This is a genomic window from Candidatus Tisiphia endosymbiont of Sialis lutaria, from assembly GCF_964026535.1.
In the GTDB taxonomy this organism is placed as follows: Bacteria; Pseudomonadota; Alphaproteobacteria; order Rickettsiales; family Rickettsiaceae; genus Tisiphia.
The window spans coordinates 1068046-1094864 of record NZ_OZ032153.1; the positions used below are offsets into that span (position 1 = coordinate 1068046).

Sequence of the window (26819 nt, forward strand, 5' to 3'; positions counted from 1 at the left end):
TAACTATAGTAGAATTGATTGAATTAAGAGTGGTCTTGGCTCTGTCTGTGTATGTTTTCTAATGGAGCTATTACTTTGGTTAATTATAACAAACATAATAATGACTGCAACTTAAGACTTTGGAAAAATTTTTAAATATATAGTCAATTGATGAAAAGTTGGGAACATTGTCACTCGTCGCTCCTAGCCTCAAATTCTCCTGAATTGACTATAACAAATAATGGAGATATAACTATGCTCAATAATACAGGTGATGGTTTGTCAAAGGATAATAGTTTCTTGAATAGTAAATGGGGCTATTTTACTAAAGGGTTCGGGAGCGTCGTGGTAGTAGCAACTGGATTACTTGTTTGTTTAGGCATACATAAGGTGCTAAAATGTATGATGCCGAATCGTTATTTTAATACTGAAGCAGGGCTGGATCAGTTAGCAGAAGTTCCCTTACAACCTATAAATGGCGGTGTAATAAATGGTGATGTACCAACTAATCAAAATAATGATGTAGATGTTCCATTAATGGCCGAAAATGCACTATAAAGAATTCTGTTCACTATCTTATTATGTTTCAACAGTAATAATAGAATATATCAAACACATAATCGATGCAACACAAAGTCCAACACCAATCTCAATGGTAAAAATACCAATATGTTGAGCCAGTTAGCTACATTTTTGTAAGTGACTATAAATGATGCGGCTGACTCTCAACTTTTAACTGGAGTCCTAAAGCAGTTAATAAGGAGCCAATATTATCAAAACTAGGATTTCCTTTACTAGATAATATCTTATATATATGTTGTCTATTTATATGAATATCTTTAGACATTTTCGTTATCCCCCCACTTGCAATAATAGCTTCTTTTAAAGTAGACAAAAATAATTCCTTATTACGATCTAGAAAATATTGTTCTAAAGCAGCATTCACATACTCCGTAACTTCTGCCTTATTTTCTAATTGTTCTCTTAAGTAATTGGTAAATTTTTCCATATAATCATTCTCTAATTCAAGTATATCTATTATTTCTTGTGCTTTTTTGATGTCCCTACTTTGCGTGCCTTTATCGCCTGCATTTAATAAAAGAATTATTTTATTATCCTTTTCAAGAAAATATATTCTATATCCTTTTCCGAAGAAGAACCTTAATTCATATAGATTGTCCTTAATATGCTTATAGTCTCCATATACACCGTATTCCAATCTAACTAGCCTATTATTGATTCGTCCTCGTATTTGAATATCTAGTTTCTGTAACCATTCTTTAATATAGCATTTTCCATTCTTTGTTACAAAAAAATGTATGTCTTTAATTTTTAGCATTAGATTAATTACTTCCGTTATCGTAGGCAACCTCCTAGTATACACAACTTTATTGTCGCACAGAGAAGGCTTCTTGTCTAATGATTTTTAATCTGCTCACTTTTAATAATATTACTTGCAGTAATAATAGAATATATCAAACACATAACCGATGCAACACAAAGTCCAACACCAATCTCAATGGTAAAAATACCAATATGTTGAGCTAGCAATTTATCATCTGCCAAAGAATAATAATTTAAATAATTATCGTCAAATAATATTGATACCATACCGGTTAGGGCATAGATCAATACTCCGATAGTAGCCATACCAACTAGTAAATCAGTAGAGAAATATTGCCGTAATTTAAATTGACCATGAACTAAATCAAAACCAATTATCGTAGAAGCAAATATAGTACCAGCCTGGAATCCGCCCCCTGGTGATGCATCACCATTAATTTGAATATATAGACCATATAAAAATATATAGGGTAAGATAAAAAGAGTAGAATGTTTTATAATAATAAAATTTCTCAGTATTATTTTAAGCATCTTTAGTAATTTTTTGTGAGAATAGTAATAATACCGATATTCCAGCAATTAAAATGACGGCAGTTTCTCCAAGAGTATCATACCCTCTATAGCTAGCTAATAGGGCTGCAACAAAAGATGGAATGCCAATGTCACTTTTAGTATGTTCAATATAATATTTGGTTAGATGGTTTTGCAATGGAGAATCTATCGCTCCATATTCTAATAAATCAATCCCTGCGAAGGTTAATACTACTATAAAAATTATGCATATAATTGCTGAACTTATTACTCGTGTTGGTTTAAGATTAGACCTCTTGCAAAACTCTACTTCTGCTGGTAATTTGGACAATGATGCGGTACTCGAATCCTCACATACACTTAAGTACGCTGCGGTTCTGCGTTCCGCGTCTCCTTCAAATTCCTCAGCATAAGCGAGTTTTGCAGGAGGTCTATTACTTTTCTGTACGGCTGACAGTTTGCTTAGAAACCCTAAAAATACACAGCTAGATAAACAGGCTCCCAGAGCTACTTCAGTCATTGCCACGTCGGGAGCATCCATCAGTAGATAAGATAAACCAATAAGTAAGCTAAACATAGAGTTTATTATCACTGTTTCTAATAAAGAGTTACAAAATATCAGCTTAATTGATACGACAACAAGTAATATCAAGATTCCCACAAGCAACCAACTAGCTAGTTGGAAATTTATTATGTCTGGTATAACAAATAAGCGATCAATCATTTTAATCCTTTTTGGTTATTTGGGCTTAATAGGGAAGCCTTACCAATTGCATGAGTAGATACCGGATTTAATATTAAAATCAATATAGCCGCAAAAAGCAATTTAAAAGAGCTATTAAAATCATGTTGTAAAAAAGCAAGCCCAACAAGCGACAAAGGTACTCCACAACATTCAATTACACTGGCAGCATGAATTTTTGTATAAAAGTCAGGAAATCGAAAAAGCCCAACAATGCCAGAAAATATTGCTATAATTCCAAGTAGGGTTAATCCATAACCAATAATAGATATCATAAATATCCTCAAAAATTAAATTTATAACTAACCAGGGTGCTATGGTTAGCTATTCTCCTTGAGCAAGTGAATACCCTGCTTTCCCATCAAATTCAAAAAGATTCTCAATTTTAATAAAATCTATTTCTGCCTGGCTAAGTAGTTCAAGTAAATGGGCTATAGATAAATGGGTTATTCTTTCCCCATTCTTCTTTGCCATAAAGCGACAACACCAATGATCAGATAATAATTCAAATCGTTCATCTCTGGGCCATAATTTAAGTCCCATGGAAGATACGGTTTTTAATTCTAAGTCACCTAAACTGATAGTTTGAATTTTTTCTGCTACCTCATGGGCAGTCAATGCCACCATCTGTATGAATACATCACTACCTACCAATTCTTTAACTTCTTTATTATTAATCGAATTATGTTCAATAGTTTGTTGTTGAGCAACTACTGAGGAATATGCAGCTGCTTTGAGGGTAGAAGGTTCAGTACCTAGTCTTTTCACTACTTCATCGGCAAATTCCGTAGTACCAACTTTTTTGCTAGATATTTTGTCATTGTAGATATCTCCAGTATGAACCCCATCCTCAATAGTTTTTTTCCAGGCATTCTCTACTAATGCAGCAATATCATGTTGTCCGATGTGAACTAGCATCATAATTGCGGCGTTAAGCAAACCAGAAGGATTAGCTATATTACGACCAGCAATATCTGGGGCAGAGCCATGTACAGCTTCAAATAAAGCATAATTCTGCCCTATATTAGCAGAACCAGCGAGTCCTACTGAACCAGAAATTTCTGCAGATACGTCAGATATAATATCACCATACAGATTTGAAGTTACAATGACATCAAATAATTCTGGCTGGGCTGCTAGCCTGGCAGTGCCGATATCTATAAGATAATAGTCACCTTGAATCTGCTTATATTCATTAGCAATTTCCTCAAAAACCTTATGAAAAATTCCGTCAGACATTTTCATAATATTATCTTTACTGAAACATGTAACCTTTTTACGATTATTTTTTATTGCATACTCAAAGGCATATCTAATAATTCTTTCGCTACCAACTCGGCTGATTAGCTTAAGAGACTCATAAACATTGTGAGTTTGGCGATATTCAATTCCTGCATATAAATCTTCAACATTTTCCCTTACTATCACTACGTTTAGATGTGGATGTAGTGTTTTAACAAAAGGAGCATAAGAAATAGCAGGGCGAACATTAGCATAAAGAGATAGGGCTTTTCTAAGAGTTACATTTAAGCTTTTATACCCACCACCTAGAGGGGTGGTAATAGGTGCCTTTAGAAGTATCTTAGTTCTTGCCAATGATTGCCAAGTATCTTGTGCTATCCCTGAAGTATAATGCTTCTGGTATAATTTTTCTCCTACTTCCACTACTTCTATACGTATTCTAGCAGAAGCTTCCTTTAAAATATATAATACCGCTTGCATGATTTCTGGACCTATACCATCACCATAAGCCACTGTAATAGGCGTGAATTCTTTCATTATAACCTCAAAATTATTCGTATTTAATTATAACATGTTTTAATTGATTATTTAGCTCCGCTATTACTTCTTGGGTAATATTTAAGGTATTTTTAGCAAATAAAATTTGAGTATTAGGTATAACCAAATCAAGATTATGCTTTTCGGCTAAATCATTTATAATTTTTATGATTGTTTCTTGTACCTTACCTATGCCTTCAGCATGAGACTGTTCAAGGCGGGCTTTCCTATCTTGTATTTCTTTTTGTGCTATATTTACTTTTTTATTAAAAGCATTAACTTCTTGCTCAAAAGCTGACTCACTTACAGAATTACGTTTTTCCATTAATAAATTATCTATTTTTTTAAGTTCTATATCCTTTTTTGATAAATCTTGTCGAATTTGTTTACCTATCTGCTCTACAGTCTTTCTTATAGACTGGATTGCTGCAGAATGTTCTAAAACTGATTGTACGTCTACAATAGCAATTTTTGCGTCAAATCTATTGTCAACGTTAGTATCAGACGCATAAATAGTTGAGCAGTAGTTAATTACTAAACAACTTATGATTGTTAACCAAATATAATGTTTCATATCTTTAATTTACTAATTCTATAAACCGCTTCGCCACCAAAAAGTGGTTCCTTGCCATGACAATTTATCATTCTCGCTTCCCATTGTCATTCCCGCATAGGCGGGAATCTAGCCCCCTGCCTACGCAGGGGTGACAGTTGCCCTTATGTCATTCCCGCTTCGGTGCGGAATCTAAAAAAAGTTTGAGGTATAGTCAACTTCTCATCAATTGACTATACCAAAATATTACTAGATTTCAACATGGTAATGGATTATTATCCGAGGTTACTCATTATAAATAATTATTACATATGAAAATAACATGTAAGGCTACTAACAAAAAAACCCCAATACAAGAATTCTCATCTTTTATCTTTGTAATATTTTTGGCACTGATGATAAGGTTTTTTGTAATGGAGCTTTTTTTTGTGCCAACAGGTTCAATGAAAGCAACAGTGCTGGAGCATGATTATATTTTTGCAACAAAATATTCTTATGGATATAGCAATTATTCTTTTCCTTTCTATCCTAATATTTTTAATGGTAGAATATTGGCATCGCCACCACAAAGAGGAGATATAATAGTTTTTCGCCCACCCAATAATATGGATATTCGATATATAAAAAGGTTAATTGGGCTACCTGGAGATAAAATACAATTAATCAATGATGTAGTATATATAAATGATAAAGCTATAGATCGTACTGAAGTTGAGACATATACAAGTGAACAAGGCAGAAATTATATAAAATATAAGGAAATATTACCTAACGGCGTAAATTATTTTTCTTATAAATTAAAACAAGATAATCATTTATTAAAAAATCAATATGGTAATACAGAAATCTTTTATGTACCAGAAGGGAAATATTTCTTTCTTGGCGATAACAGAGATGAATCGAATGATAGTAGGATAGATCTAGGATTTGTACCATTTCAAAACTTTATTGCCAAAGGACAATTTATTATTTTTTCGACAAAAGAACAATTATGGCACAGTGATATTGGGATAATTAACCAAATACTCCGTGTTGGTACTTGGCTGGCATCTATTAGATTTAACAGACTATTTACCTCTCTTTATGCAGATAAAATACAAGAATGAGTACAAAAGAATTAACCCTCTCTGCCCCTGAAAAGCTTGAGCAGGATATAGGATATAACTTTAATGATAAAAATTTTTTACTGGAAGCGTTAAGCCATCCTTCTTTAAAGCAAAATACCCTAAAGCATGGAATACAAAAGAATTACGAACGTTTAGAATTACTTGGTGACACAATAATTAATTTCGCTATTACTGAAATTTTATTTAAAAATTTCTCTACTTATAATGAGGGCAAATTAGCAAAAATTAGAGCTTATCTAGTCTGTAAAGAATTACTTTGTAAGGTAGCTGCCAAGATCAATTTGTCAGACTATATTATTATGACTTACGGCGAAGAGCTATTAGGAGGAAGACAAAATCCTAATAATATCGAAAATACTATGGAGGCATTAATTGCTGCCATTTATCTTGATAGTAATATTGATACCGTAAAAAAAATAATATATGATTTATGGTATGAATTTATAGATATTATTGATTTAGCTGATTATGATCCTAAAAGTACTCTTCAGGAATTAGCCCAAAAAAAGGGAAGTGAAAAGCCGGTATATCAAGTGATTAAAAGAGAAGGATCCCCTCATGCCGCCATCTTCACTGTATTAGTGCAGATGGATGAATATCAACAAACTGGTACTGGTCATTCAGTTAAGGAAGCAGAAAAAGTCGCTGCTCGTAAATTAATGAATTACCTCAACAATTTATAAGTTGTAAGCGTTCACGGTTTTTTTACTATTTTCTTATGATGAGTAAAAAATCCGCTCACCAAATGTCATTGCGAGGAGACATGAGCCGACGAAGCAATCCAGAAAAGTGATTAGAAATGGATTGCCACGCTCACACGTTCGCTCGCAATGACGGCGTATATACAACCCAAACGTCTATTAGCGAGGAACCGCTTTGCGGCGACGCGGCAATCTACTTGCCAAATGTCATTGCAAGACCACGCAAGTAGGTCGTGGCAATCCATTATTTTTGGATTGCATCAATGCTACTAAAGTAGCTCTTCACAATAACGGTTGTGAAGTTAGATTGCTTCGTCGTCTTACGCCTTCTCGCTAATAGACGTATTATACTTTAACTTTTTTTCGTGAACGCTCACTATAAGGTTTAATCTGTGGAAATATTTCAAAAGACAATATCCATATCTATCATTGGGAAACCAAATGCTGGTAAATCATCATTATTAAACAAACTTATTGGACAAAAAATATCGATAGTTACTCCTAAAGTTCAAACTACCCGCTCTATTATAACCGGAATAGTTACCATAAAAGATACACAGCTGATAATACTAGATACACCGGGTATATTTGAACCAAAGAAACAGCTGGAAAAAGCAATGGTACGGTGTGCATGGTCAAGCTTACATGGTGTAGATTTAGTATTATTGATCATAGATAGTACGAAACCTATTGATCAATTTACTTTGCAAATACTCAAAAAATTGCAAACTCTTAAAATAAATTTAATATTCTTATTAAACAAAATTGATATTCCTTCTGAATATCTAGAAGAAATAGAAAATACTCTAAATTCTCAGTTCGTAGATAGTTATATATTAAAACTATCCGTTTTGTCCGGCAAAAATGTCAATAAATTACTCAATTATATCCAAAGCCACGCTAAAGAATCGCCTTGGCTATACGAAGAGGATGATGTTACTAATCTGCCTATGCGATTTTTAGCAGCTGAGATAACTAGGGAACAATTATTTTTGAATCTCCACCAAGAATTACCTTACAATTTAACCGTCCAAACTGAAATGTGGCAGGAAAATAACGATAAATCTATCAAAATTCATCAAGTAATAATTGTTTCAAGAGATTCTTATAAGACTATTATTCTAGGAAAAAATGGTTGTAAAATTAAAGAAATAGGTTCTAAGGCAAGAATAGAAATGCAGATATCTTTTGATTGTAAAATTCATCTTTTTCTTTTTGTAAAAGTACGTGAACTTTGGCAAGATGACCCAAACTCATATAGCCATATGCGATTACAACAGACTTGAATATGAATTTTAAAGATATAGGAATAATAATTGGCAAAAAACCATTAAAAGAAAATTCGGCTATTATTACAGTTTTTACTAAAAATCATGGCTTATATTCTGGGGTAATACGAGAAACATCTAGAAAATCTGGCACTATAAATCAGCAAGGTAATATTGTTGATTTTTTTTGGCAAGCTAGATTACACGAGCATATAGGAATGGCTAAATGCGAGTTAATAAAATCTTACGCTGGTCTTTTAATAACTAATAAAATTAAATTATATGCCTTTAATTCAATTATTAGCCTTATTAAAATAGCCTTTCATGAAAGAGAAAATCACAATAATTTTTTCCCAATTTTTGCAAAATATTTAAACAACCTAGCAAATAATTTTATTTTTGAAGAGTATACTAGGTTTGAATTAGCCATACTCCAAGAATCGGGATATGGTCTTGAGTTGGATAAATGTACAGTAACAGGTAGCCAAGAAAATCTGAAATATGTCTCACCAAAATCTGGAAAAGCTGTCTGTTTATCAGCAGGGCTGAAATATCAAGACAGGCTTCTAATCTTACCACAATTCTTAACCTCCACTAAGTGTGAAATTACTAATAATGATAAAAAACAAGCTTTTGAGTTGACTAGCTATTTTTTTAATCGATATTTCTGTACCAAACAGCAACAATTATATGCACGAGATAATTTTATACAATGTATACTAAATTCAAACAATAGGAACATAACTTAAATGTAACAAAGTATAAAAATTACCATTGTTTAAAACTAATATCTAATAAACTATTGCAAAAATTTTTATTTTTAGTTATTATTTATTTTATTGTTAAAGCAATGTAGTGGATATTTAAATGGAAGATATTAATAATTGGGAAATAAAATATACAGATTGCCAATATACTAAGAGGCTACTAAATAAACTATCCGAGCTAAATCAGCAAGTAACTATACCAGTAAATATTAATGAAATTATAAAAGGTATCTATTACGCCAAGAAATATCATGGTTCGCAAATGCGACAATCCGGCGATCCATATTACTCCCATCCGATAGAGGTAGCATATATGGTTGCTGAACATACAGCATTAAAGGTACCAAAATACTTCAGGACTGATATGATCATTACCAGCTTACTGCATGATACTATTGAGGATACGACTCTTACCGAAGACATGATCACTATGATCTTTAACAAGCAAATCGCTAGGCAAGTGGAAGGTTTAACCAGGGTTAAATCTTATGGAAAAATCAGTGCAGCAGAAACATTGGATATATTATTTCAACAGAAAAAATATGATGTCTTATTGATCAAACTATTTGACCGGCTGCATAATATGCAAACTATTGGTGTAAAATCGCCTGAGAAGATTAAGAAAATTGTAGAAGAGACTTTTAAAAATTTTATAAGCATTAGTATGTATTGTGGAACAAAACAGCTAGAAAATACATTAACTAATTTATGTTACAAACATTTGTTAGGTACTGAATCTCCGTTAGAACCTACAACAATTATTCAACATAAATACCAGCTTCCTTCTCTAATTTTTGAAAATGACGTAAACCAAAAGCAAATCCTACACTTATTGGAATCATAATAATTAACAACCCCCAATGACCAAAATATTTTGTTAAAAATAAAATTCCAAAAGAAGTAATAACATACATCAAAGCCCGTGATACAGCATATATCATACTATTATAAGTATAACGTTTAAAAACTGGGAAATATTTGAAAAATATTGGAACAGCTGGTCCAATATCAATAGCAAACAGTACAAGAAAAATTTGAAATAAAAATAAGTGAAAAGCCTCAGTTATATTATTCAAAATATAAGGGGAAAATAGCACAAAAATAGAAAATACCACTAATTGCACTTTTAGAATTTTCATTGGATATATCTTATAACTTAAATAACTCACAAATAATTTGCCAGCCAACTGTATCATTGATAGAATAAAATTCTGATGTATTACTTGTTCCGCACTATAGCAAAAAGAACTTTTTAGGAGACTGCCACAATGTACATAAGAGAAATAAAAACATACTGGCCAAACGCAATTTACTATAAATAAGTATAGCACTGATTTTTTATTAACTTTTTCATTAACAATGGGATTATTAGCAAGTTCCTTGATATCAATATTAGCTTTCTCACATTTCTTTTTTAGTCTAAGTTTTGCATCAACAAAATCAGGTGTTTCTCTGAGAGTCGTTCTGGAAACCCCACCAACTAAAGCAATTATTGCTCCTATCCAAAAAGCAAGACGCCAATTCAAGCCATATGATGTAACGAGAGAAGCGACTCCAAGTGCAGCTGTTGTTCCGATAACAGAAGCAACGGCAACAAAAGCTACTGTTGGATATTGTATAGGAGGTTTTATAGTCTCTGTTAAATAAAGTTCTGCTCCTACTAATTCTCCTACTGATGACATACCTTGTAGTACACGACAAACCGTAATTATTATAGAAGCGGTAATACCAATTTGAGCATAAGTTGGAACATTTGCCATTATGACGCATGAAATTGCCATCATAATGGTGGTAATAATAACCGTTGCTTTCCGCCCTGCTCTATCCCCAATATAGCCAAAAATTAATGCACCAATTGGACGAAAAATAAAAGTAGAACAAAATGCAAAAGCCGTTAACATAGATGCGGCAAAAGACTCATATTTAGGGAAAAACAACTCGTTTAATAATACTGCTAAATGCACATAAAGCATCAAATCAAAATATTCTAAAAATGTTCCTATTGAAAGCAACCCCACAGCTTCTTTTTGTTCTCTGGTAAGGCTAGTCTGCCTATCAGGAATAATCCTGGTATTTTCTTGAACAAGCCCACTCATAGTTGAACCAGTTTTGTTATTGATTTCTGATAGTTCATATTTCTCCAGTGATTATTTTGTTAAACATAATTTCCTACTATATATAGTCAATTCAGGAGAATTTGGGGCTAGGAGCGATGGAGCGACGCTTATAAGTAATAGGCGAGCGACGAGCGACAACATCCCCAACTTCTCATCAATTGACTATAGGATTGTCAAATTGAGCAGAATCCGCACCATACTTCTTATTCCATTTATCGCCATCAAAATCATCAGGCATATTATTATGTTTTCACCATGTTTACACTTTATTAGCAAAATTTCGTTAGCAATAGTTACAATTTTAATTAAATATAACCTACACTAAATAGTCAATTAATTTTTTATTTTTTCTTAATAAAAACAATATTTAATAATTCCCTGGCATGGAATAGCATTTTAATGGTTAATAATTCCTTAATCTCATGTGATATTTTAGCAATATCTCTTTTACTCAATAATCAAGTTTTTTGCAGAGCTTATAAATAGTAGGTTGTTTGAAGGAAATTTGAATATATCCGAGTCACAACATCTATCTTTAAACGCAAAATTTGTCATTCCTGCTTCGGTGCGGAATCTATAATACCTCAGGGCATTTTTAGATCCCGCACTGAAGCAGGGATGACAACCATTATCCTCCCTGTTCGATTTAGTGTACCCCTACTCGACTTAGTGTCATACCTGCGTATGCAGGTATCTAGATTCATAGCTACAATTTTTATTCTATAAGTATTAAGCAACATAAAAACGTCATTGCTAGGAGGCTTGAGCCTACGAAGCAATCCATATAGTCTTGATGTATCTATACTAATTCTCATGGATTGCTTCGTCGCTACTAAAGTAGCTCCTCGCAATGACTCTTAGCAGTCAGCTTTTTTACTCATCATAAGGAAATAAATAAAAAATTGTAGGGTACTATGATCTAGATTCCCGCCTACGCGGGAATGACAAACATTATCCGGTTAAAATCTTCTAGGATTAGCTATAGATGGAAATGTAAATCATATTTTTTGAATATGATTATTCAATTGTTAATTATTTCCAGGCAATTCTGATTTTATTAAAAATAAGTAATAGACATTTAAAAATTATTATTATACTCTTAATAATAATATTAAAATATTCATGTGAATTATTAATAATAGTATGAAGATTTTTATATAAATTAACTGGATTGGTGGGCATAAAATATATAGTAAACCAAAATCGGATAATTATTTAAAGTGTTATTAATCCAATGACATTCAATTTACAAGCGGAGTGATTCAGTAAAAATTAGGGCAAATTATACTATTATCAACAAAGCCATTCAATATATGGGGGTTATATATGAGTTTAAGAATAAGCATATTATTCAATATTGGGTTAACACAACTAGTATTAATCAGTACATGTAAAGCCGAAGGGGGTATTTCACCACATGCAAAATTTGACAAATCTAACTCATCATCGGAAATTCTTGCTAGTAGCAATATTATAAATACTAATGCATCATTTACTGATAAAGAAATTGATTTAGAAAACATCTTCTCCAAAGAGAATACTCCACCATTTACAAGTTTCGGTATTTCAAATCGAAATCAATCTAGATATTTTGCATTTGGAGCAGATGAGAATAGAAGCCCGTCATTATTAACCCAAGAATCTAAGGAATCAACGCCAAAGTTACCTACAATTGCTCGACGGAAAGTGTATAGAGTAAGACTTTCATCTCAAAAAGGGAATCAATCATTAGAAGAAAAAAAGCAAATGGAAATAATAGTACAGAATCCTAACACAATGGTAAGTGAATCATCAAAAGAGGATGTATTAGGTACTGTTACAGCAACATCTAGTACAGAAGTAAAACAATGGGATGCAACTAGTCCATTGCCCTCACATCAAAGTAGCGGCACTAATCTTGGTGGTTCTCCAACTACTAATCTTGCTAAATACGTTACATCAACACCTACTGAGATTCCAGAAAATCTTGTACTATCACCTTCTAATAATTCTCAATCAGATAAGTTTAGAGATTATAGGGATAGTAGTGATCCTATCCTTAAATCGCCTACTAAAAACATAATACTAACCCCATTATTCAATAATAATGACTTAAGCAATACAGACTTACTGAGTACATATAATCAGCTTCAAAAAATACAACCTAAAGAGGATGAAGAACAAGGATTGGTTTCTGAGTTCAAAAATCTTAGTATTACTTATTCTCCTGACTTAGAAGCATCAAGCTCAGGGACAACCCAACTGACATTGCCAACAACAGCAATGATGCCCAATACCACCAATCATCTGAATAAAAAGCAAAGGCGTAAAGAGAAGAGACAGCAGGCACGAGCTGAGCAAAATAGAGCAATTGAGTACCAACCTATTGCTCCTAAGACAGTTACTCAACAACCATTAACTCCTATAGTCAATTCAGGAGAATTGGGTAGCATGAGCGATGGAGCGACACCTATATATAATAAGCAAGTGACGAGTGACGACGCCACCAACTTCTCATCAATTGACTATACAACTAATAAAATTCCTGATGCTACATTTATTCAAGACAAGATTGAACAAAGCATAAGGTCAGATGAAGGAAGCTTAGAATTAGACAAAAAGAGCGTAAGATCAGATAAAGGAAGCTTAGTGCTGTCAGATGGAGAAAGCATAGTATGGTGGTCTCCTTTGTCTAGACAAAAATTTAGCAGAGTCTATAATATAGTTTGTGTAAGTTGTAAAAGAAATCATTAAGAGGTACTGTAAAAAAACAACTTATAAAAAGGAAAGATATGTCAGAAAAAATAGAAAAGAAGTTTCTAGAACTAAACGCTAATCATATAAGTAATGAATTAGTAGAAGAATTATTATCAAAAGCCGATCCATCTAAATTGTTTGGTAGAGAAGGATTATTTCAACAACTAAAAAAGCAAATAGTTGAAAAAATATTAGAAAGTGAACTAGAGCATGAATTAGGTTATTCAAAGCATAGTAAAATGCCGAAAGTAGATAATAATCGTCGTAATGGTAGCTATGAAAAGACAATAATTGATGATGATGGTAGGAAGGTTACTCTGGAAGTACCAAGAGATCGAGAAGGAGAGTTTGTTCCGAAATTAATACCTAAAGGGCTGAGAAGATTCAGTGGATTTGACGATAAAGTTATCTCACTTTATGGTCGAGGAATGACAGTCAGTGAAATTCGAGGTCATTTGGAAGAAATATATCAAACTGAGGTTTCCGGTGATTTAATATCGACAATAACCGATGGAGTAATAGACGAAGTAACTAGGTGGCAAAATCGAGGTTTAGATAAGGTTTATCCAATATTATACTTAGACTGTATTCACGTTAAGTCTAGGGATAACCAGGTAGTGATAAATAAAGCAGTATATTTAGCGATTGCTGTTAATATAGAAGGAAAGAAGGAGTTGCTGGGTATTTGGGTAGGAAAAAATGAAGGTGCTAAATTCTGGATGCAAGTAGTTACTGAGTTAAAAAATCGAGGAGTAGAACAAATTTATGTTGCTTGTGTTGATGGTCTAAAAGGTTTTCCGGAAGCGATAAGTAGCATATTTCCTGCGACTATAGTACAGTTATGTATAGTTCATATGGTTCGCAATTCAGTGAAGTATGTCTCATATAAGGATTTAAAGGAGGTGACCACAGATTTGAAGCAAATTTATACAGCAAATAATGAAGAAATGGCAAGTCTAAAACTTCAACAATTTAGTTCAAAATGGGACAAAAAATACCCAGTAATTTCTGATATTTGGCAACGTAATTGGTGTGGGATAATCCCATTTTTTGCTTTTCCTGAGGAAATAAGAAAGGTAATTTATACAACAAATACCATTGAATCTGTCAACCGTCAAATTAGAAAAATCATCAAAAATAAGGGGGTGTTTCCAGATGATAAATCAATTCAGAAAATAATATTTTTAGCTCTGCAAAATGCATCTAAAAAATGGACTATGCCCATAAAAGATTGGTCATTAGCTTTGAATCAATTTGAAATACTTTGTGGTGATTTTAAATATGATTTATTGGAATGTAAAAAATAGAACTTACACAAAATAAATGATTGACTCATTATTTTCTGAATTGATTTATCATCTGGAAACACCCCCTTATTTTTGATGATTTTTCTAATTTGACGGTTGACAGATTCAATGGTATTTGTTGTATAAATTACCTTTCTTATTTCCTCAGGAAAAGCAAAAAATGGGATTATCCCACACCAATTACGTTGCCAAATATCAGAAATTACTGGATATTTTTTGTCCCATTTTGAACTAAATTGTTGAAGTTTTAGACTTGCCATTTCTTCATTATTTGCTGTATAAATTTGCTTCAAATCTGTGGTCACCTCCTTTAAATCCTTATATGAGACATACTTCACTGAATTGCGAACCATATGAACTATACATAACTGTACTATAGTCGCAGGAAATATGCTACTTATCGCTTCCGGAAAACCTTTTAGACCATCAACACAAGCAACATAAATTTGTTCTACTCCTCGATTTTTTAACTCAGTAACTACTTGCATCCAGAATTTAGCACCTTCATTTTTTCCTACCCAAATACCCAGCAACTCCTTCTTTCCTTCTATATTAACAGCAATCGCTAAATATACTGCTTTATTTATCACTACCTGGTTATCCCTAGACTTAACGTGAATACAGTCTAAGTATAATATTGGATAAACCTTATCTAAACCTCGATTTTGCCACCTAGTTACTTCGTCTATTACTCCATCGGTTATTGTCGATATTAAATCACCGGAAACCTCAGTTTGATATATTTCTTCCAAATGACCTCGAATTTCACTGACTGTCATTCCTCGACCATAAAGTGAGATAACTTTATCGTCAAATCCACTGAATCTTCTCAGCCCTTTAGGTATTAATTTCGGAACAAACTCTCCTTCTCGATCTCTTGGTACTTCCAGAGTAACCTTCCTACCATCATCATCAATTATTGTCTTTTCATAGCTACCATTACGACGATTATTATCTACTTTCGGCATTTTACTATGCTTTGAATAACCTAATTCATGCTCTAGTTCACTTTCTAATATTTTTTCAACTATTTGCTTTTTTAGTTGTTGAAATAATCCTTCTTTGCCAAACAACTTAGATGGATCGGCTTTTGATAATAATTCTTCTACTAAATTATTACTTATATTATTATCTTTTAGTTCTAATATCTTCTTTTTTATTTTTTCTGACATATTTTACCTTTTTATAAGTTGTTTTCTTACAGTACTTCTTACTGCTTACTTTTGCAACTTACACAAAGTATATTATAGACTCACCTCATATTGCAACTCCATATTTTTTCCACAAAATGCCATCGAAATTTTGAGTATTTGTTTTACATGCTGATATTCTTTTATCCTAGTATCATATTTCTTATCTATAATTTGTTGTAAGCCAGATTTAGCTATATCTGCTAAATCTTCTGAGGATTTAGCGATTTTATACTCGATAATCATCGCTTTATCACCTTTGCCAATTTTTGGAATCATCACAACGTCAGCTCTGCCATCCCCTGATTCTTGTTCACTTGATATTATATAATTAGGAGCTAACATATTAACAAAGCCGAGCATAAAGCCGCTATAAAACAGTTCTGCTTTCTTTGCTCCTGTTTGATGAAAACTAGTAGAATTAAGTAACAATTCCTGCAAACGCTCTTTAAACTCATCTATTCTACCATCTGGTAATAAAGTAACGAAAGAATAATAGCCAGAATTATCAATATCTAATTGTTTACTAACCCATTGCACCATTCTTTTTTGGTAGATATATTTTACCTCATAATTAGGGATAGATAGTTCGTAAATATCTTGTTCTGACATCTTGGCTGCAGGATTTAGATAACCACTAAATAATAATAAGCTAAATAACCCTTCTGGTTTGTTAATATCAGCAAAATTTATATGTTTAGTAATAGAAGAAGTAATCGTTTTACCTGCAACTAAAGCCTGGATATTTTGTTGCATCTCATCTGAAAGCAATACATGATCAATCCAATCAGTCCCACCACTATCAATCCAATAGTGATCAAGCTTGCCTTTACTTGCCAAACATTGCATAATTGACCATGGATTATAAATGACTTCTCCACCAAAATTATAGCCATTATACCAATTTTTAATTTCTTCTGGATTAGTTTTAAGCGGCACTTTAGTTAATAATTCATCAACTTCCACTTGAGTAAAACCGTAACTGCTAGAAAATCTTTCATCTAGTAAACTACATTCAGTTAAATTATTCAAATCTGAAAACAAATTAGCCTTAGCAACACGCAATATGCCGGTAATAACACCTTTTTGTAATGAATCATTGGTTTTAAGACTATTGCCAAATATTGCCCGAAATAGTTTAAGTACCTGATTAAATTCTTCTGTATGACCAAATTCCATGTAGGAGCTATTAATTGGTGTATCATATTCGTCGATTAATATATAGACCTTTTGATTAAAATGTTTATAAAGTAAATCACTTAGAAATTTTAAACTATTCTCAAGCTCTACTTTGTTAAACTTTCCAGAAAAATATCTAGTTAATTGCTCTTTTTCCGCTTCTTCCAATAAATATTCTTTCTCACTTACATAACGTTTTAAATAACGATAATTACTAAATAACTTAGTTATTTGATAGCTGATTTTACTTTCAATCTCCTCATAACTACTGCCCCTAACGCCCTTGAAACTTATAATAATAACTGGAAATTGACCTTGACGTTTCATAGAGTTTGCTACACTAGCAATTTTCAATGGCTTTAGTTCTTTAGTCTCATCAAAGCCTAAATCCACTTCTCCTCCGCTAAACAGCTTATGATTAACTCTTTGTTCTTGCGGCAATTGTATCCCATACTTATCCACTTCTATTTCTAGAAATCTCCGCACCATATCCATATTCAGACTTTTACCCCAACGCCTTGGGCGGGTGATCAAGGTGACTTTACCACTATCTTCTAACAATTCCTTGATCATTAGACTCTTATCAACAAATATGTCGCTATTAATCAACAAATCGTAGAAGTCATCGGTACCAACAAACATTCTTGGTTGGTAATTAATATTATTTTTTTCTTCTATCATTGTTTTCACCTGTTCCTTCCAACTATAATATCCATTATACTACTTTTTTATTGTCCACTAATAGCTAATTAGCAAAATTTTTATAATTTTTTGTTTTTTTATAGTGAATTAACACTCACAACTTTTGGAAGTTAAAAATACAAAATATTGCAATCATTAATTATACATCCTTAAATCTTTATTTATATTGGGCAGGGGGCTATGTTTAACATTAGACCTCTCGCCTAACCTAATCTAATTGGTAATTTTGTTGTTAAAACTCGTCTCCGTTCCTCACGTACATCTTAGTACGCTGCGGTACTCGACTTCGTTTTTCCTAAAAATTCCTCAATTATCTTTAGGTTATGCAAGAGGTCTATTATCTCTAATAAATACAAAAACCTGAATAACAACAATTAGCTTAATATTTCTTCAGGTTTTTGTAATATATAAAAAGAATTTTTTTGCAACCTTAAATGTTTTCTACTGGATAAACATTAGCACCAAGAGGTATAACTTCCACATCTTTAGGCAAAGCATCGACGGTACTTATAACAGCTAATTCCTGATCATGTTCATTCACAATCTTTGTTTCTGAGTTATGTTCTGTCTCCTGTGTTTGTTTTTCTTGTATTGAGGGCTTTCCCTTGAATTCTTCTGCTTGTAATACGTTTTTCTTTAATAGTTTATTTATATTCTCTAGTAAATCATCTCCTATTTTGTTGTCCCACAAATTCATTATTGTCAAAGTGTTATTGTGTTGTAAGGCGTGTACTAGTGCCTTAGCTCCCTTATTGCTTATCTGGTTGTTCCACAAATGTATTTCTGTCACAGTGCTATTGCTCTTTAAGGCATCAGCTAGTGCTTTAGCTCCCTCATCGCTTATTTGGTTGCCCCACAAATGCACTTCTGTTATAGTACTATTGTTTTTTAAGGCTTGTGCTAGTGCCTTAGCTCCCTCATCGCCTATCTGGTTTCCGCCCAGAACTATATGCGTTACAGTTTTATTGTTCTCTAAGGCTTGAGCTACTGCCTTAGTTCCCTCATCACCTATCTGGTTGCTGTTCAAATTTATTTTTGTTACAGTGCTATTGTTCGCTAAAGTATCTGCTAATTCTTTCGCTCCTTTATCACCTATGCAATTTTCATTCAAATTTATGTCCGTTACAGTTTTGTTATTCTTTAAGGCTTGAGCTAGTGATTTCACTCCATCATCGCCTATCTTGTTGTATTTTAAATTTATTTTTGTTACAGTACTATTGTTCTCTAGGGCTTGAGCTAGTGCCTTAGCTCCCTCATCGCCTATTTTATTGTCCTTCAAATCTATGTGCGTTACAGTATCATTGCTCTCTAAGGCTTGAGCTAGTTCCTTAGCTCCCTCATCGCCTATATAGTTGTTCTTCAAATATATGTGTGTCACAGTGCTATTGCTCTTTAAGGCATCAGCTAGTTCCTTAGCTCCCTCATCGCTTATCTTGTTACTTTCCAAATATAGGTGTGTTACAGTTTTATTGTTCTTTAAGGTTTGAGCTAGTTCCTTAGCTCCCTCACCACCTATATCGTTGTAACTCAAATTTATTTGCGTTACAGTGCTATTGTTCTCTAAGGCTTGGGCTAGTAGCTTTGCTTCCTTATCGCCTATCTTGTTGTGACTCAAGTCTATATGTGTCACAGTGCTATTGCTCGTTAAGGTTTGTGCTATTGCCTTAGTTCCCTCACCACCTATCTTGTTCCAGCTCAAATCTATTTTCATTACAGTGCTATTACTTGCTAAGGCTTGAGCCAGTGCCTTAGCTCCATCATTGCCTATCTTGTTCCAGCTCAAATCTATTTTCATTACAGTGCTATTATTCGCTAAGGCTTGAGCTAGTGCCTTAGCTCCCTCATCGCCTATGTTGTTGCTACCCAAATTTATTGTTGTTATAGATTTATTGTTTGTTAAGATGTGTGCTAGTGCCTTAGCTTCCTCATCGTCTATTTTATTGTCCTTCAAATCTATGTGCGTTACAGTATCATTGCTCTCTAAGGCTTGAGCTAGTTCGTTAGCTCCCTCATCGTCTATCTGATTAATACCAAAGCACCAAGTCAAATCTATTTCCTTAATATCTTTTTTAGCTTTCAAGTCTTCAATAATTTTTTTAAGTGTATTCATAACATTTACCTCATGTGAAAAAATAAATTAGAACATTCTTTTTAAAATATAAAACAGTATTAGTGTTTCTATTCTTAGTATAATACGCTCATATTTATAAGTATATCTAATTTTCTACATTATTTAGCTTGGGAGTTTTTTATGATAAATTTTTATTGATTTATTAACTAATTAGTTTCTGATAATTGACAAATTAATTACTACTTGTTAACATATCAAAGATTCCTTTTCATGTGATATTAATTATGCAAGATACCACTACTAACGATTTACACAAGATTATAGCTAATATTAGGGATAGTCTGCGTAAAAATTATATAGAAGCTGAAATACGTTACAGATTAAAAGATCCTTATTCTGCTTTAAAGAAGATGCTAAGGAAGGGTATTACTGTGAAAGAATTGACTGACCTAATTGGTTTTAGGATTATAGTTAATAAGCAATATGAATGTTATAAATTATTGACTATTCTTTACAAGATATATCCTGTTAATATGGAGAAGAGCAAAGACTATATTGCTAACCCTAAGGATAATGGTTACCGTTCTTTGCATATCGTAGTTATAGCAGATACCTATGACTGTAACATAGAAATACAAATACGGACTAACAGGATGCATAATATGGCAGAATCTGGTAGCGCTAACCATAAGAACTATAAAAAGATACAGGAAGAAAAACTAAGAGAGTTATTATATGAGGAGAAACTTAATACAGCTGCTATTAATACTGAGATAAATAAGGCATATGATATTTTTAACCAATTTAATTGGACTATATCAGAGCTTGTTGCTTATGAGCAGATAATTGAAAATCTTTGGCATAAATTCCAAAAGAATTTTTAAAATTCGATAATCAAGTTTTTTTGCAGATTTGAATAAAATATAGGATCATGGTTGTCATCCCTGCGAAAGCAGGGATCTAAAAATCCCCTGAGGTATTATAGATTCCCGCCTACGCGGGAATGACAAATTTTGCGTTTAAAGATAGCTCTGCAAAAAACTTGATTATCGAGAAAAAGATATCCAAAATTTATTGGCAATATTAGTTTAATTTAATGTACAATTAAACTAATTAGAGAGGTATTTATGGAAGATATTGCCAATTGGCAAGCAAAGTTTGAGTGTTGTGACTATTCTGATAAGTTACTTAATAAATTGATTTTACTAAACAACAAGGTACCTTATCCAGTAGATATCAGAGAAATTATCAAAGCTATCTATTATGCTAAGAAATATCATGGTAGTCAAAGGCGGCAATCCGGCGAGCCTTATTACTCTCATCCAATAGAAGTAGCATACATGGTTGCCCAGTACACAGCCCAAGAAATTCCCACATTATTTAAAACTGAGATGATCGTTACCAGTTTATTGCACGACACGATCGAAGATACAGCCCTTACCGAAGAGATGATAGCTCGAATTTTTGGGAGTATTGTTGCTAACCAAGTTGAAGGTTTAACAAGGATTAAGCCTTATGGCAAGATTAGTGCCAAAGAAACTTTAGATTTGTTATTCCAACAAGAACGATATGATGTGATATTAATTAAATTATTTGATCGTATTCATAATTTACAAACACTAAGGGCTAAGTCATCAGAAAAGGCACTGAAAATAGTTAAAGAGACTGTAGGATATTTTATAACTCTTTGTGTCCAATTGGAAATACCAATAGCCGAGCGACAATTAACAAAGCTATGTTACCAAAATTTATCTACTAACGGCTCAATCTAACTCTAACTTATGAAGTTTCTTGTATTGATAATTTTTAGCTGGTTTTGTCAATTTTTCAAAATGAGATAACCCATAAGCAAAAGCGATCATTGTCGGAATCATAATAAACCATATTCCCCAATTGCCAAAACACTCAATAAGATAGACAAAACCAAAAGAGCTAATAACATACATCAAAGCACGAGATACAGCAAATGTCATGCTAGCACAGGTAAAACGTTTAAATACAGGAAAGCTTTTTAAAAAAATGGGAGTAGCAGGGCTTATGCATTTCTTCCATAAGACTATAAAGAATTGAATGAAAAATAACTGATAAGGCGAATTAAGATTATTTAATAAATACGGACAAAATATCATAAAAATAGAAAATATTATCAGTATAATTCTCATGATTAATAATGGAGATACTTTTAAACTTAAATAACATAATACTAATGTGGTTAACAATTCCATAAAACAGACAAGAAAATTATGCTGAATAACTTTAGATAGTGTGTAACCAAAGGTGGTTTTTAAAATATTAGCACAATATATATAAATAAGATAAACGCATACTGGTAAAGCACATTGTAATAAAAAGAAAGCTAGTACGGTTTTTTTATTAACTCTTTCTTGCCAAATAGGACGGTCTTGTAAAATAGTTATATCGGTATTAGTTCTTTTAAAAATTTTTCTTATTCGACGTTTAGCATCGGCAAATTCTGGTGCTTCTCTAAGTTTGGTTCTGGCAACAGATCCAACAAAGGCAATTATTGCCCCAATCCAAAATGCTGTACGCCAGTTAAAAATATGCAAAGTAACAAGTAAGACCGTTCCTAAAGCCGCTAATGTTCCTAGGACAGCAAAAGCTCCCATCAACCCTACACTTGCATATTGTACCGGGGGTTTAAGCATTTCAGTTAGATAAAGTTCTGCCCCTACTATTTCGCCCATAGAAGAAATACCTTGCACAGCCCGGCAAATAATCGCTACCCAAGTCGCTACATTTCCTATTTGTTCGTAAGTAGGCAGATTAGCCATAACAACACAAGAACAAGCCATTGTAAGGGTTGTGATGATAACTGTGGTCTTACGCCCTATATTATCACCTATCCATCCAAATATTAAAGCCCCTAATGGTCTAAGTAAGTAAGTTGAGCAAAAAGTAGCTGCATAACACAAAGCAGTAGTGTGTGGATCAGTTTTGGGAAAAAATAAGGGGTTAAGAAATACTGCCATGTGAACATAAACCATCAAATCAAAATATTCAAGGAAGGTTCCTATTGATAGTAACCCCAAAGCTTCTTTTTGTTCTATGTTTAAACTTGTTTGTTGTTGAGGGTAGCCTATCATTTTTCTTACCATCAATAGCTTGGTTATTAATGATAACAAAAAAAAATAATATTAAAAGTGAAATACTAAATTTTAATTAACAATTTCACATAAAGATTAACAAAGCTTAAACAGTCTGGGGAAATTTTTTATATTACAAAAACTTAAATAAATATTAAGTTACTATTAAAAAATAAAAAAATAACCAATATCGCAAAAATAATGAAAACAGCTATTAGTGGAGCAAAAAAATCTGTTATATTTATAGATATAGCCTAATTTGGAATAATACCAGTTCTCGAAATTAATTTAGGTTGAGGAATTTGTAGAAGACACGGAACGCAGCACCGGAGCGTACTCAAGTGTACGTGAGGATGCGAGTACCACAACTGTTGAAAGTTAGAAGGTAAAGCGGGTTTTAGATAGGTTTTCTGTCATTGCGAGACCACGTAGTGGTCGTGGCAATCCATCTTTGGTTACTTTTATGGATTGCTTCGTCGACCTAAGGTCTTTCTCGCAATGACGTTGACCACATACGATTTTTAAACTATCCGGTCTAAAACCGCTTCCTCTTCTAACTTTCAACAGTTGTGATGCGAGTACCGGATCGACGCACAAATTACCAACATAAATTAATTTCGGGAATTGGTATAATTTGTTATATCAAATCCAGGTTATATATAGCATTTATATAATATAACTAATAAGGAATTAATGAACCTCTATAGAATTAACCCATCATTATCGTTTTTAGATATATTAGCTGATTTTATTTTAGATAATTTCAGTGAGAAGAATTCTATTAGCAATCTTAAGGTTATATTGCCTAGTGGTTTCGATTGTTGGAATTTACAAAATATTTTGATTAACAAACAGCATATTGCGATTTTGCCAAATATTATTCCTTGGTCTAATATTATGGCTGAAGGTGAAGAAATTTTTGCTATCGCATCAGAAAATTTACAGCCAATAACGTTTTTGCAAGAAAAAATTATCCTGGCAGAAATCATTCATAATTATCATGATTTACAATTCAGTATAACCCAATCTTTACAATTTTGTTCAACAATATCTGAGTTATTTTACCAGCTAGCTGGTAATAATTTATCGATAGATTCGGTAAATGAAATAGAAAAAATCAATCCATCGCAACATTGGAGTGTTATTTATCAATTTCTTAAATACGTCCATTCTGAATGGCAAGAGAAGATAAAATTGTTAGGAAAGCAAGATCGGCTAAATTATCAGGTCACTATGATGGATGCAGAGATAGCAAGGCTGAAAAGAGCTGATACTAGTTTGATAATAGCCGGTATAGTAGGGCATAATCCCATATCATGGAATTTTTTAAAGAATGTTGCTAATTCACCGGATGGTTTTATAATTTTACCGCCTATTAGTATGTGTCATTCCCGCGTAGGCGGGAATCTAGATATAGTCAATTTAGGAGAACTTGACTATAGCTATAATCCTGAAGAAGATTGCTTATATAACTTTAAAAAATTACTGACAATTCTCAATAAAAATTTATCAGATTCCCAACTTTTGGGTAATCAGCAGTCAGATCATTTGCTTTTCGATCGGATAATTTGTAACAATATATACTCGGATGATCTGGAGAATTGGAACGTAAAACAAGGGGTGAGCGAGCGGAGCGTAGATGAACTACGTGAGCACGCGAATGCCCCGAAGTTTTGCGGAGCCAATTCTTCAAAGCATTCGAGTATACCTGATGAGCCTAAACGATTAGCCGTAGATCATATAAAATATTATGAGCTTGAAGATATTTTTCAAGAGGCAAAGCAAATAAGTCTGATTTGTCAACAATTTTGCCAACAATCTAGTGATAAGAAAATAGCTATTATTGTCAATAATCAAACAACCAAGAATTTTTATTGTAATTTTTTGACCAAATATTCCCTAGAATTCCAAGATTTGCTAGGTAATAATTTATCAGAAACGTTAATTAGCTCTCTAATAATTGCCATTAGTGAAATATTATGTAATGATTTTGATATAAAAAAGTTATTTTTACTATTAAAGCATCCTTTGATTAATCATAAATTAGTTCAAAGATTAGAGATTTTAACGAGTGGTAAAAACCGCTTTATCCGGCAATCTAGCCAAATGCTGTTTTTAGTAGAAAAAACCAATGATAATGAATTAATAGAATGGTCTAAGAAGCTAATAAACTTACTTTATAGCAATAGTGGCAATAATTTTGCTAAAATATTAAAATCCTCGATTAGCATTGCTGAAAAACTTTACCGAGATATTTGGCATGAGCAGTCAGCTGCTGAATTATCAAATTTTTTATCGGAGTTAATAAATACTAATTGTAATTTAACCTTAGATAATAAAAAAGATTTTCCAAAGTTACTGAAGGGTTTAATGTCTAATTGTAAGTATTTTGCTCATAATAATTATTCTAAAAATATAATTATTGGTAAAGCAGAAGATTTAATATTACTTAAATTTGATTTAGTAATTTTAACTGACTTTAATCAAGGATGCTGGTCATCATCCTCATCTATCAGCCAATGGATTAATGAGCAAACGTTAAAAAAATTACATATGGTTGTTGGAACTTCTATCGATCAATATTATTTTTATTTATTTCTGCATAATGCCCAAGTAATAATTACTAGATCAAAAAGACAGGATGGTAAATCTGGTTTGTTACCATCGAATTTGTTACTAAAATTGCAACTTATTGCACAACAAAGTTTGATTTCAGAAAATTATTTAACATATTTATCAGAAAGTGACTTAGTGGATGTACAAAATAATGTTAATATTAATATGGTTGAGTCAATTAATCGTAGTAATCATGTGTATAGTCCAATTTTTCCTGATACAATATCAGTTACTGATATAGAAATGTTAATACGGAATCCTTATAGTTTTTACGCTAAGAAGATTTTGAATGTCAGGAGTAGAGATAGGGTAGGGCAGGAGCCTAAAATATCTGAATTTGGTAGTTTTGTTCATAAGGTTTTAGAGCAATATTCAAAAAATTATAACAAGTTAGAGAATAACAAAATTGGCTTAATATTGGATATTAGTAATAATCTGTTACAAGATGTTATCTTACCAACCTATACGCAAAAAATTTGGCAAATAAAATTTATGCCTATTGCTGAGTCTTTTGTTGAATTTGATGAACAACGTAGAAATGGTTGTAAATATATTTATTCTGAAACTAGAGGAGCAATTTCATTAAATATTGCTGGGCAAGAATTAACAATAATTGGAGTGGCTGATAGAATTGAGATAGATGAGTTTGGGGCAGCGAGCATTATCGATTATAAAACCGGTAGCTTACCGAGTAGAAAAGATATAGAAACTGGGTTATCCCCGCAATTGATAATTGAGGCGTTAATGTTACAAGAAGGTGGTTTTGGTATGCAAATCCATAACGTTAAACAGGTTGTTTACGTAAAAATTTCTAGCTCAAAGCCAATAATCCAAACTTTAGAGATAGAACTCACTAAAGAGGAATTGGCTAGGCATAAACAAGGTATGATACGATTACTAGAATATTATATAACGAATAAAAGCTTTTCGTATGATATTGATTTACTAAAACACGATGACTATGCCTACTTGGCTAGGAGAGATTAGGTTGCCGTGAACCTCCATC

23 protein-coding genes and 1 pseudogene are annotated in these 26819 nt (G+C 32.6%); 12 read left to right on the forward strand and 12 right to left on the reverse strand.

The window, feature by feature from the left end; translation table 11 throughout:
• The first annotated feature begins 234 nt into the window (after positions 1 to 234).
• On the forward strand, positions 235 to 537 hold the full coding sequence (locus AAGD20_RS05210) for a hypothetical protein (RefSeq protein ID WP_341748708.1): 303 nt from the start codon (positions 235 to 237) through the stop codon (positions 535 to 537).
• 145 nt (positions 538 to 682) lie between these two features.
• On the opposite strand, the gene AAGD20_RS05215 is transcribed toward AAGD20_RS05210, so the two are convergent.
• From AAGD20_RS05215 to AAGD20_RS05240, 7 genes and pseudogenes are all read right to left on the reverse strand, one after another.
• A complete protein-coding gene (locus tag AAGD20_RS05215) occupies positions 683 to 1318 on the reverse strand; it encodes a type II toxin-antitoxin system RelE/ParE family toxin (RefSeq protein ID WP_341748709.1) in 636 nt (211 codons plus the stop codon).
• Positions 1319 to 1395: 77 nt separating this feature from the next.
• Complete coding sequence (locus AAGD20_RS05220) at positions 1396 to 1854, reverse strand: Na(+)/H(+) antiporter subunit B (protein ID WP_341748710.1); 459 nt, start codon at positions 1852 to 1854, stop codon at positions 1396 to 1398.
• Positions 1847 to 2185, reverse strand: a complete 339-nt coding sequence (gene mbhE, locus AAGD20_RS07115) for a hydrogen gas-evolving membrane-bound hydrogenase subunit E (protein WP_410520916.1) — start codon at positions 2183 to 2185, stop codon at positions 1847 to 1849. The genes AAGD20_RS05220 and mbhE overlap by 8 nt, the downstream gene beginning before the upstream one ends.
• 93 nt (positions 2186 to 2278) lie before the next feature.
• Positions 2279 to 2578 (reverse strand): annotated as a pseudogene (locus AAGD20_RS07120) (hydrogenase subunit MbhD domain-containing protein); the annotation flags it as partial.
• Positions 2575 to 2871, reverse strand: coding sequence for a Na+/H+ antiporter subunit G (locus AAGD20_RS05230; protein WP_341748712.1), 297 nt, complete (start codon positions 2869 to 2871; stop codon positions 2575 to 2577). The pseudogene AAGD20_RS07120 and the gene AAGD20_RS05230, both read right to left, overlap by 4 nt.
• A gap of 49 nt (positions 2872 to 2920) precedes the next feature.
• Positions 2921 to 4375 (reverse strand): NADP-dependent isocitrate dehydrogenase, encoded by a 1455-nt coding sequence (locus AAGD20_RS05235; RefSeq protein ID WP_341748713.1) that lies wholly within the window; start codon positions 4373 to 4375, stop codon positions 2921 to 2923.
• Positions 4376 to 4388: 13 nt separating this feature from the next.
• A complete protein-coding gene (locus AAGD20_RS05240; RefSeq protein ID WP_094649021.1) occupies positions 4389 to 4949 on the reverse strand; it encodes an OmpH family outer membrane protein in 561 nt (186 codons plus the stop codon).
• A gap of 290 nt (positions 4950 to 5239) precedes the next feature.
• On the opposite strand from AAGD20_RS05240, the gene lepB reads away from it, so the two are divergent.
• The 5 genes from lepB to AAGD20_RS05265 all read left to right on the forward strand — a co-directional run bounded on the left by lepB (position 5240) and on the right by AAGD20_RS05265 (position 9635).
• A complete protein-coding gene (lepB, locus tag AAGD20_RS05245; protein ID WP_341748714.1) occupies positions 5240 to 6034 on the forward strand; it encodes a signal peptidase I in 795 nt (264 codons plus the stop codon).
• Positions 6031 to 6738 carry a ribonuclease III gene (rnc, locus tag AAGD20_RS05250; protein ID WP_341748715.1) on the forward strand — a complete coding sequence of 236 codons (708 nt, stop codon included), beginning with the start codon at positions 6031 to 6033 and terminating at the stop codon, positions 6736 to 6738. The genes lepB and rnc overlap by 4 nt, the downstream gene beginning before the upstream one ends.
• A gap of 410 nt (positions 6739 to 7148) precedes the next feature.
• Positions 7149 to 8042 (forward strand): GTPase Era, encoded by an 894-nt coding sequence (gene era / locus AAGD20_RS05255; protein ID WP_094649024.1) that lies wholly within the window; start codon positions 7149 to 7151, stop codon positions 8040 to 8042.
• Between the two features lie 2 nt (positions 8043 to 8044).
• Positions 8045 to 8773 (forward strand): DNA repair protein RecO, encoded by a 729-nt coding sequence (gene recO, locus AAGD20_RS05260; protein WP_341748716.1) that lies wholly within the window; start codon positions 8045 to 8047, stop codon positions 8771 to 8773.
• Positions 8774 to 8891: 118 nt separating this feature from the next.
• Complete coding sequence (locus AAGD20_RS05265) at positions 8892 to 9635, forward strand: HD domain-containing protein (protein WP_341748717.1); 744 nt, start codon at positions 8892 to 8894, stop codon at positions 9633 to 9635.
• On the opposite strand, the gene AAGD20_RS05270 is transcribed toward AAGD20_RS05265, so the two are convergent.
• Complete coding sequence (locus AAGD20_RS05270; protein WP_341748718.1) at positions 9550 to 10887, reverse strand: MFS transporter; 1338 nt, start codon at positions 10885 to 10887, stop codon at positions 9550 to 9552. The two genes, AAGD20_RS05265 and AAGD20_RS05270, sit on opposite strands and share 86 nt — an antisense overlap.
• Positions 10888 to 10900: 13 nt before the next feature.
• Here AAGD20_RS05270 and AAGD20_RS05275 point away from each other — a divergent pair, with 13 nt between their 5' ends.
• From AAGD20_RS05275 to AAGD20_RS05285, 3 genes are all read left to right on the forward strand, one after another.
• Positions 10901 to 11233, forward strand: a complete 333-nt coding sequence (locus AAGD20_RS05275) for a palindromic element RPE2 domain-containing protein (protein WP_341748719.1) — start codon at positions 10901 to 10903, stop codon at positions 11231 to 11233.
• Positions 11234 to 12234: 1001 nt separating this feature from the next.
• The gene (locus AAGD20_RS05280) at positions 12235 to 13641 is read left to right on the forward strand and encodes a hypothetical protein (RefSeq protein ID WP_341748720.1); all 1407 of its coding nucleotides are present in this window, start codon (positions 12235 to 12237) and stop codon (positions 13639 to 13641) included.
• A 38-nt stretch (positions 13642 to 13679) separates the two neighbouring features.
• Complete coding sequence (locus AAGD20_RS05285; RefSeq protein ID WP_341748721.1) at positions 13680 to 14951, forward strand: IS256 family transposase; 1272 nt, start codon at positions 13680 to 13682, stop codon at positions 14949 to 14951.
• On the opposite strand, the gene AAGD20_RS05290 is transcribed toward AAGD20_RS05285, so the two are convergent.
• The 3 genes from AAGD20_RS05290 to AAGD20_RS05300 all read right to left on the reverse strand — a co-directional run bounded on the left by AAGD20_RS05290 (position 14894) and on the right by AAGD20_RS05300 (position 20132).
• Positions 14894 to 16123, reverse strand: coding sequence for an IS256 family transposase (locus tag AAGD20_RS05290; RefSeq protein WP_341748722.1), 1230 nt, complete (start codon positions 16121 to 16123; stop codon positions 14894 to 14896). The two genes, AAGD20_RS05285 and AAGD20_RS05290, sit on opposite strands and share 58 nt — an antisense overlap.
• A 72-nt stretch (positions 16124 to 16195) precedes the next feature.
• Entirely contained in the window at positions 16196 to 18001 is a 1806-nt protein-coding gene (locus AAGD20_RS05295) for an AAA family ATPase (RefSeq protein WP_341748723.1), read from the reverse strand.
• 451 nt (positions 18002 to 18452) lie between these two features.
• Positions 18453 to 20132: a hypothetical protein gene (locus tag AAGD20_RS05300; RefSeq protein ID WP_341748724.1), complete on the reverse strand. Its 1680-nt coding sequence runs from the start codon at positions 20130 to 20132 to the stop codon at positions 18453 to 18455.
• Between the two features lie 245 nt (positions 20133 to 20377).
• Here AAGD20_RS05300 and AAGD20_RS05305 point away from each other — a divergent pair, with 245 nt between their 5' ends.
• Together AAGD20_RS05305 and AAGD20_RS05310 are read left to right on the forward strand one after the other, a co-directional pair.
• Positions 20378 to 20977: a bifunctional (p)ppGpp synthetase/guanosine-3',5'-bis(diphosphate) 3'-pyrophosphohydrolase gene (locus AAGD20_RS05305; protein WP_341748725.1), complete on the forward strand. Its 600-nt coding sequence runs from the start codon at positions 20378 to 20380 to the stop codon at positions 20975 to 20977.
• A gap of 243 nt (positions 20978 to 21220) precedes the next feature.
• Positions 21221 to 21865: an HD domain-containing protein gene (locus tag AAGD20_RS05310; RefSeq protein WP_094649584.1), complete on the forward strand. Its 645-nt coding sequence runs from the start codon at positions 21221 to 21223 to the stop codon at positions 21863 to 21865.
• On the opposite strand, the gene AAGD20_RS05315 is transcribed toward AAGD20_RS05310, so the two are convergent.
• Entirely contained in the window at positions 21857 to 23197 is a 1341-nt protein-coding gene (locus tag AAGD20_RS05315) for an MFS transporter (protein WP_341749465.1), read from the reverse strand. The genes AAGD20_RS05310 and AAGD20_RS05315 overlap by 9 nt on opposite strands.
• A gap of 693 nt (positions 23198 to 23890) precedes the next feature.
• On the opposite strand from AAGD20_RS05315, the gene AAGD20_RS05320 reads away from it, so the two are divergent.
• Positions 23891 to 26800, forward strand: a complete 2910-nt coding sequence (locus AAGD20_RS05320) for a PD-(D/E)XK nuclease family protein (RefSeq protein WP_341748726.1) — start codon at positions 23891 to 23893, stop codon at positions 26798 to 26800.
• Positions 26801 to 26819: the final 19 nt, after the last annotated feature.

Coding starts and splice junctions, on each gene's coding strand:
- AAGD20_RS05210 (WP_341748708.1), top strand. CDS start 235: ATGCTCAATAATACAGGTGATGGTTTGTCAAAGGATAATAGTTTCTTG.
- AAGD20_RS05215 (WP_341748709.1), bottom strand. CDS start 1,318: ATGCTAAAAATTAAAGACATACATTTTTTTGTAACAAAGAATGGAAAA.
- AAGD20_RS05220 (WP_341748710.1), bottom strand. CDS start 1,854: ATGCTTAAAATAATACTGAGAAATTTTATTATTATAAAACATTCTACT.
- AAGD20_RS05230 (WP_341748712.1), bottom strand. CDS start 2,871: ATGATATCTATTATTGGTTATGGATTAACCCTACTTGGAATTATAGCA.
- AAGD20_RS05235 (WP_341748713.1), bottom strand. CDS start 4,375: ATGAAAGAATTCACGCCTATTACAGTGGCTTATGGTGATGGTATAGGT.
- AAGD20_RS05240 (WP_094649021.1), bottom strand. CDS start 4,949: ATGAAACATTATATTTGGTTAACAATCATAAGTTGTTTAGTAATTAAC.
- lepB (WP_341748714.1), top strand. CDS start 5,240: ATGAAAATAACATGTAAGGCTACTAACAAAAAAACCCCAATACAAGAA.
- rnc (WP_341748715.1), top strand. CDS start 6,031: ATGAGTACAAAAGAATTAACCCTCTCTGCCCCTGAAAAGCTTGAGCAG.
- recO (WP_341748716.1), top strand. CDS start 8,045: ATGAATTTTAAAGATATAGGAATAATAATTGGCAAAAAACCATTAAAA.
- AAGD20_RS05265 (WP_341748717.1), top strand. CDS start 8,892: ATGGAAGATATTAATAATTGGGAAATAAAATATACAGATTGCCAATAT.
- AAGD20_RS05270 (WP_341748718.1), bottom strand. CDS start 10,887: ATGAGTGGGCTTGTTCAAGAAAATACCAGGATTATTCCTGATAGGCAG.
- AAGD20_RS05280 (WP_341748720.1), top strand. CDS start 12,235: ATGAGTTTAAGAATAAGCATATTATTCAATATTGGGTTAACACAACTA.
- AAGD20_RS05285 (WP_341748721.1), top strand. CDS start 13,680: ATGTCAGAAAAAATAGAAAAGAAGTTTCTAGAACTAAACGCTAATCAT.
- AAGD20_RS05290 (WP_341748722.1), bottom strand. CDS start 16,123: ATGTCAGAAAAAATAAAAAAGAAGATATTAGAACTAAAAGATAATAAT.
- AAGD20_RS05295 (WP_341748723.1), bottom strand. CDS start 18,001: ATGATAGAAGAAAAAAATAATATTAATTACCAACCAAGAATGTTTGTT.
- AAGD20_RS05300 (WP_341748724.1), bottom strand. CDS start 20,132: ATGAATACACTTAAAAAAATTATTGAAGACTTGAAAGCTAAAAAAGAT.
- AAGD20_RS05305 (WP_341748725.1), top strand. CDS start 20,378: ATGCAAGATACCACTACTAACGATTTACACAAGATTATAGCTAATATT.
- AAGD20_RS05310 (WP_094649584.1), top strand. CDS start 21,221: ATGGAAGATATTGCCAATTGGCAAGCAAAGTTTGAGTGTTGTGACTAT.
- AAGD20_RS05315 (WP_341749465.1), bottom strand. CDS start 23,197: ATGATAGGCTACCCTCAACAACAAACAAGTTTAAACATAGAACAAAAA.
- AAGD20_RS05320 (WP_341748726.1), top strand. CDS start 23,891: ATGAACCTCTATAGAATTAACCCATCATTATCGTTTTTAGATATATTA.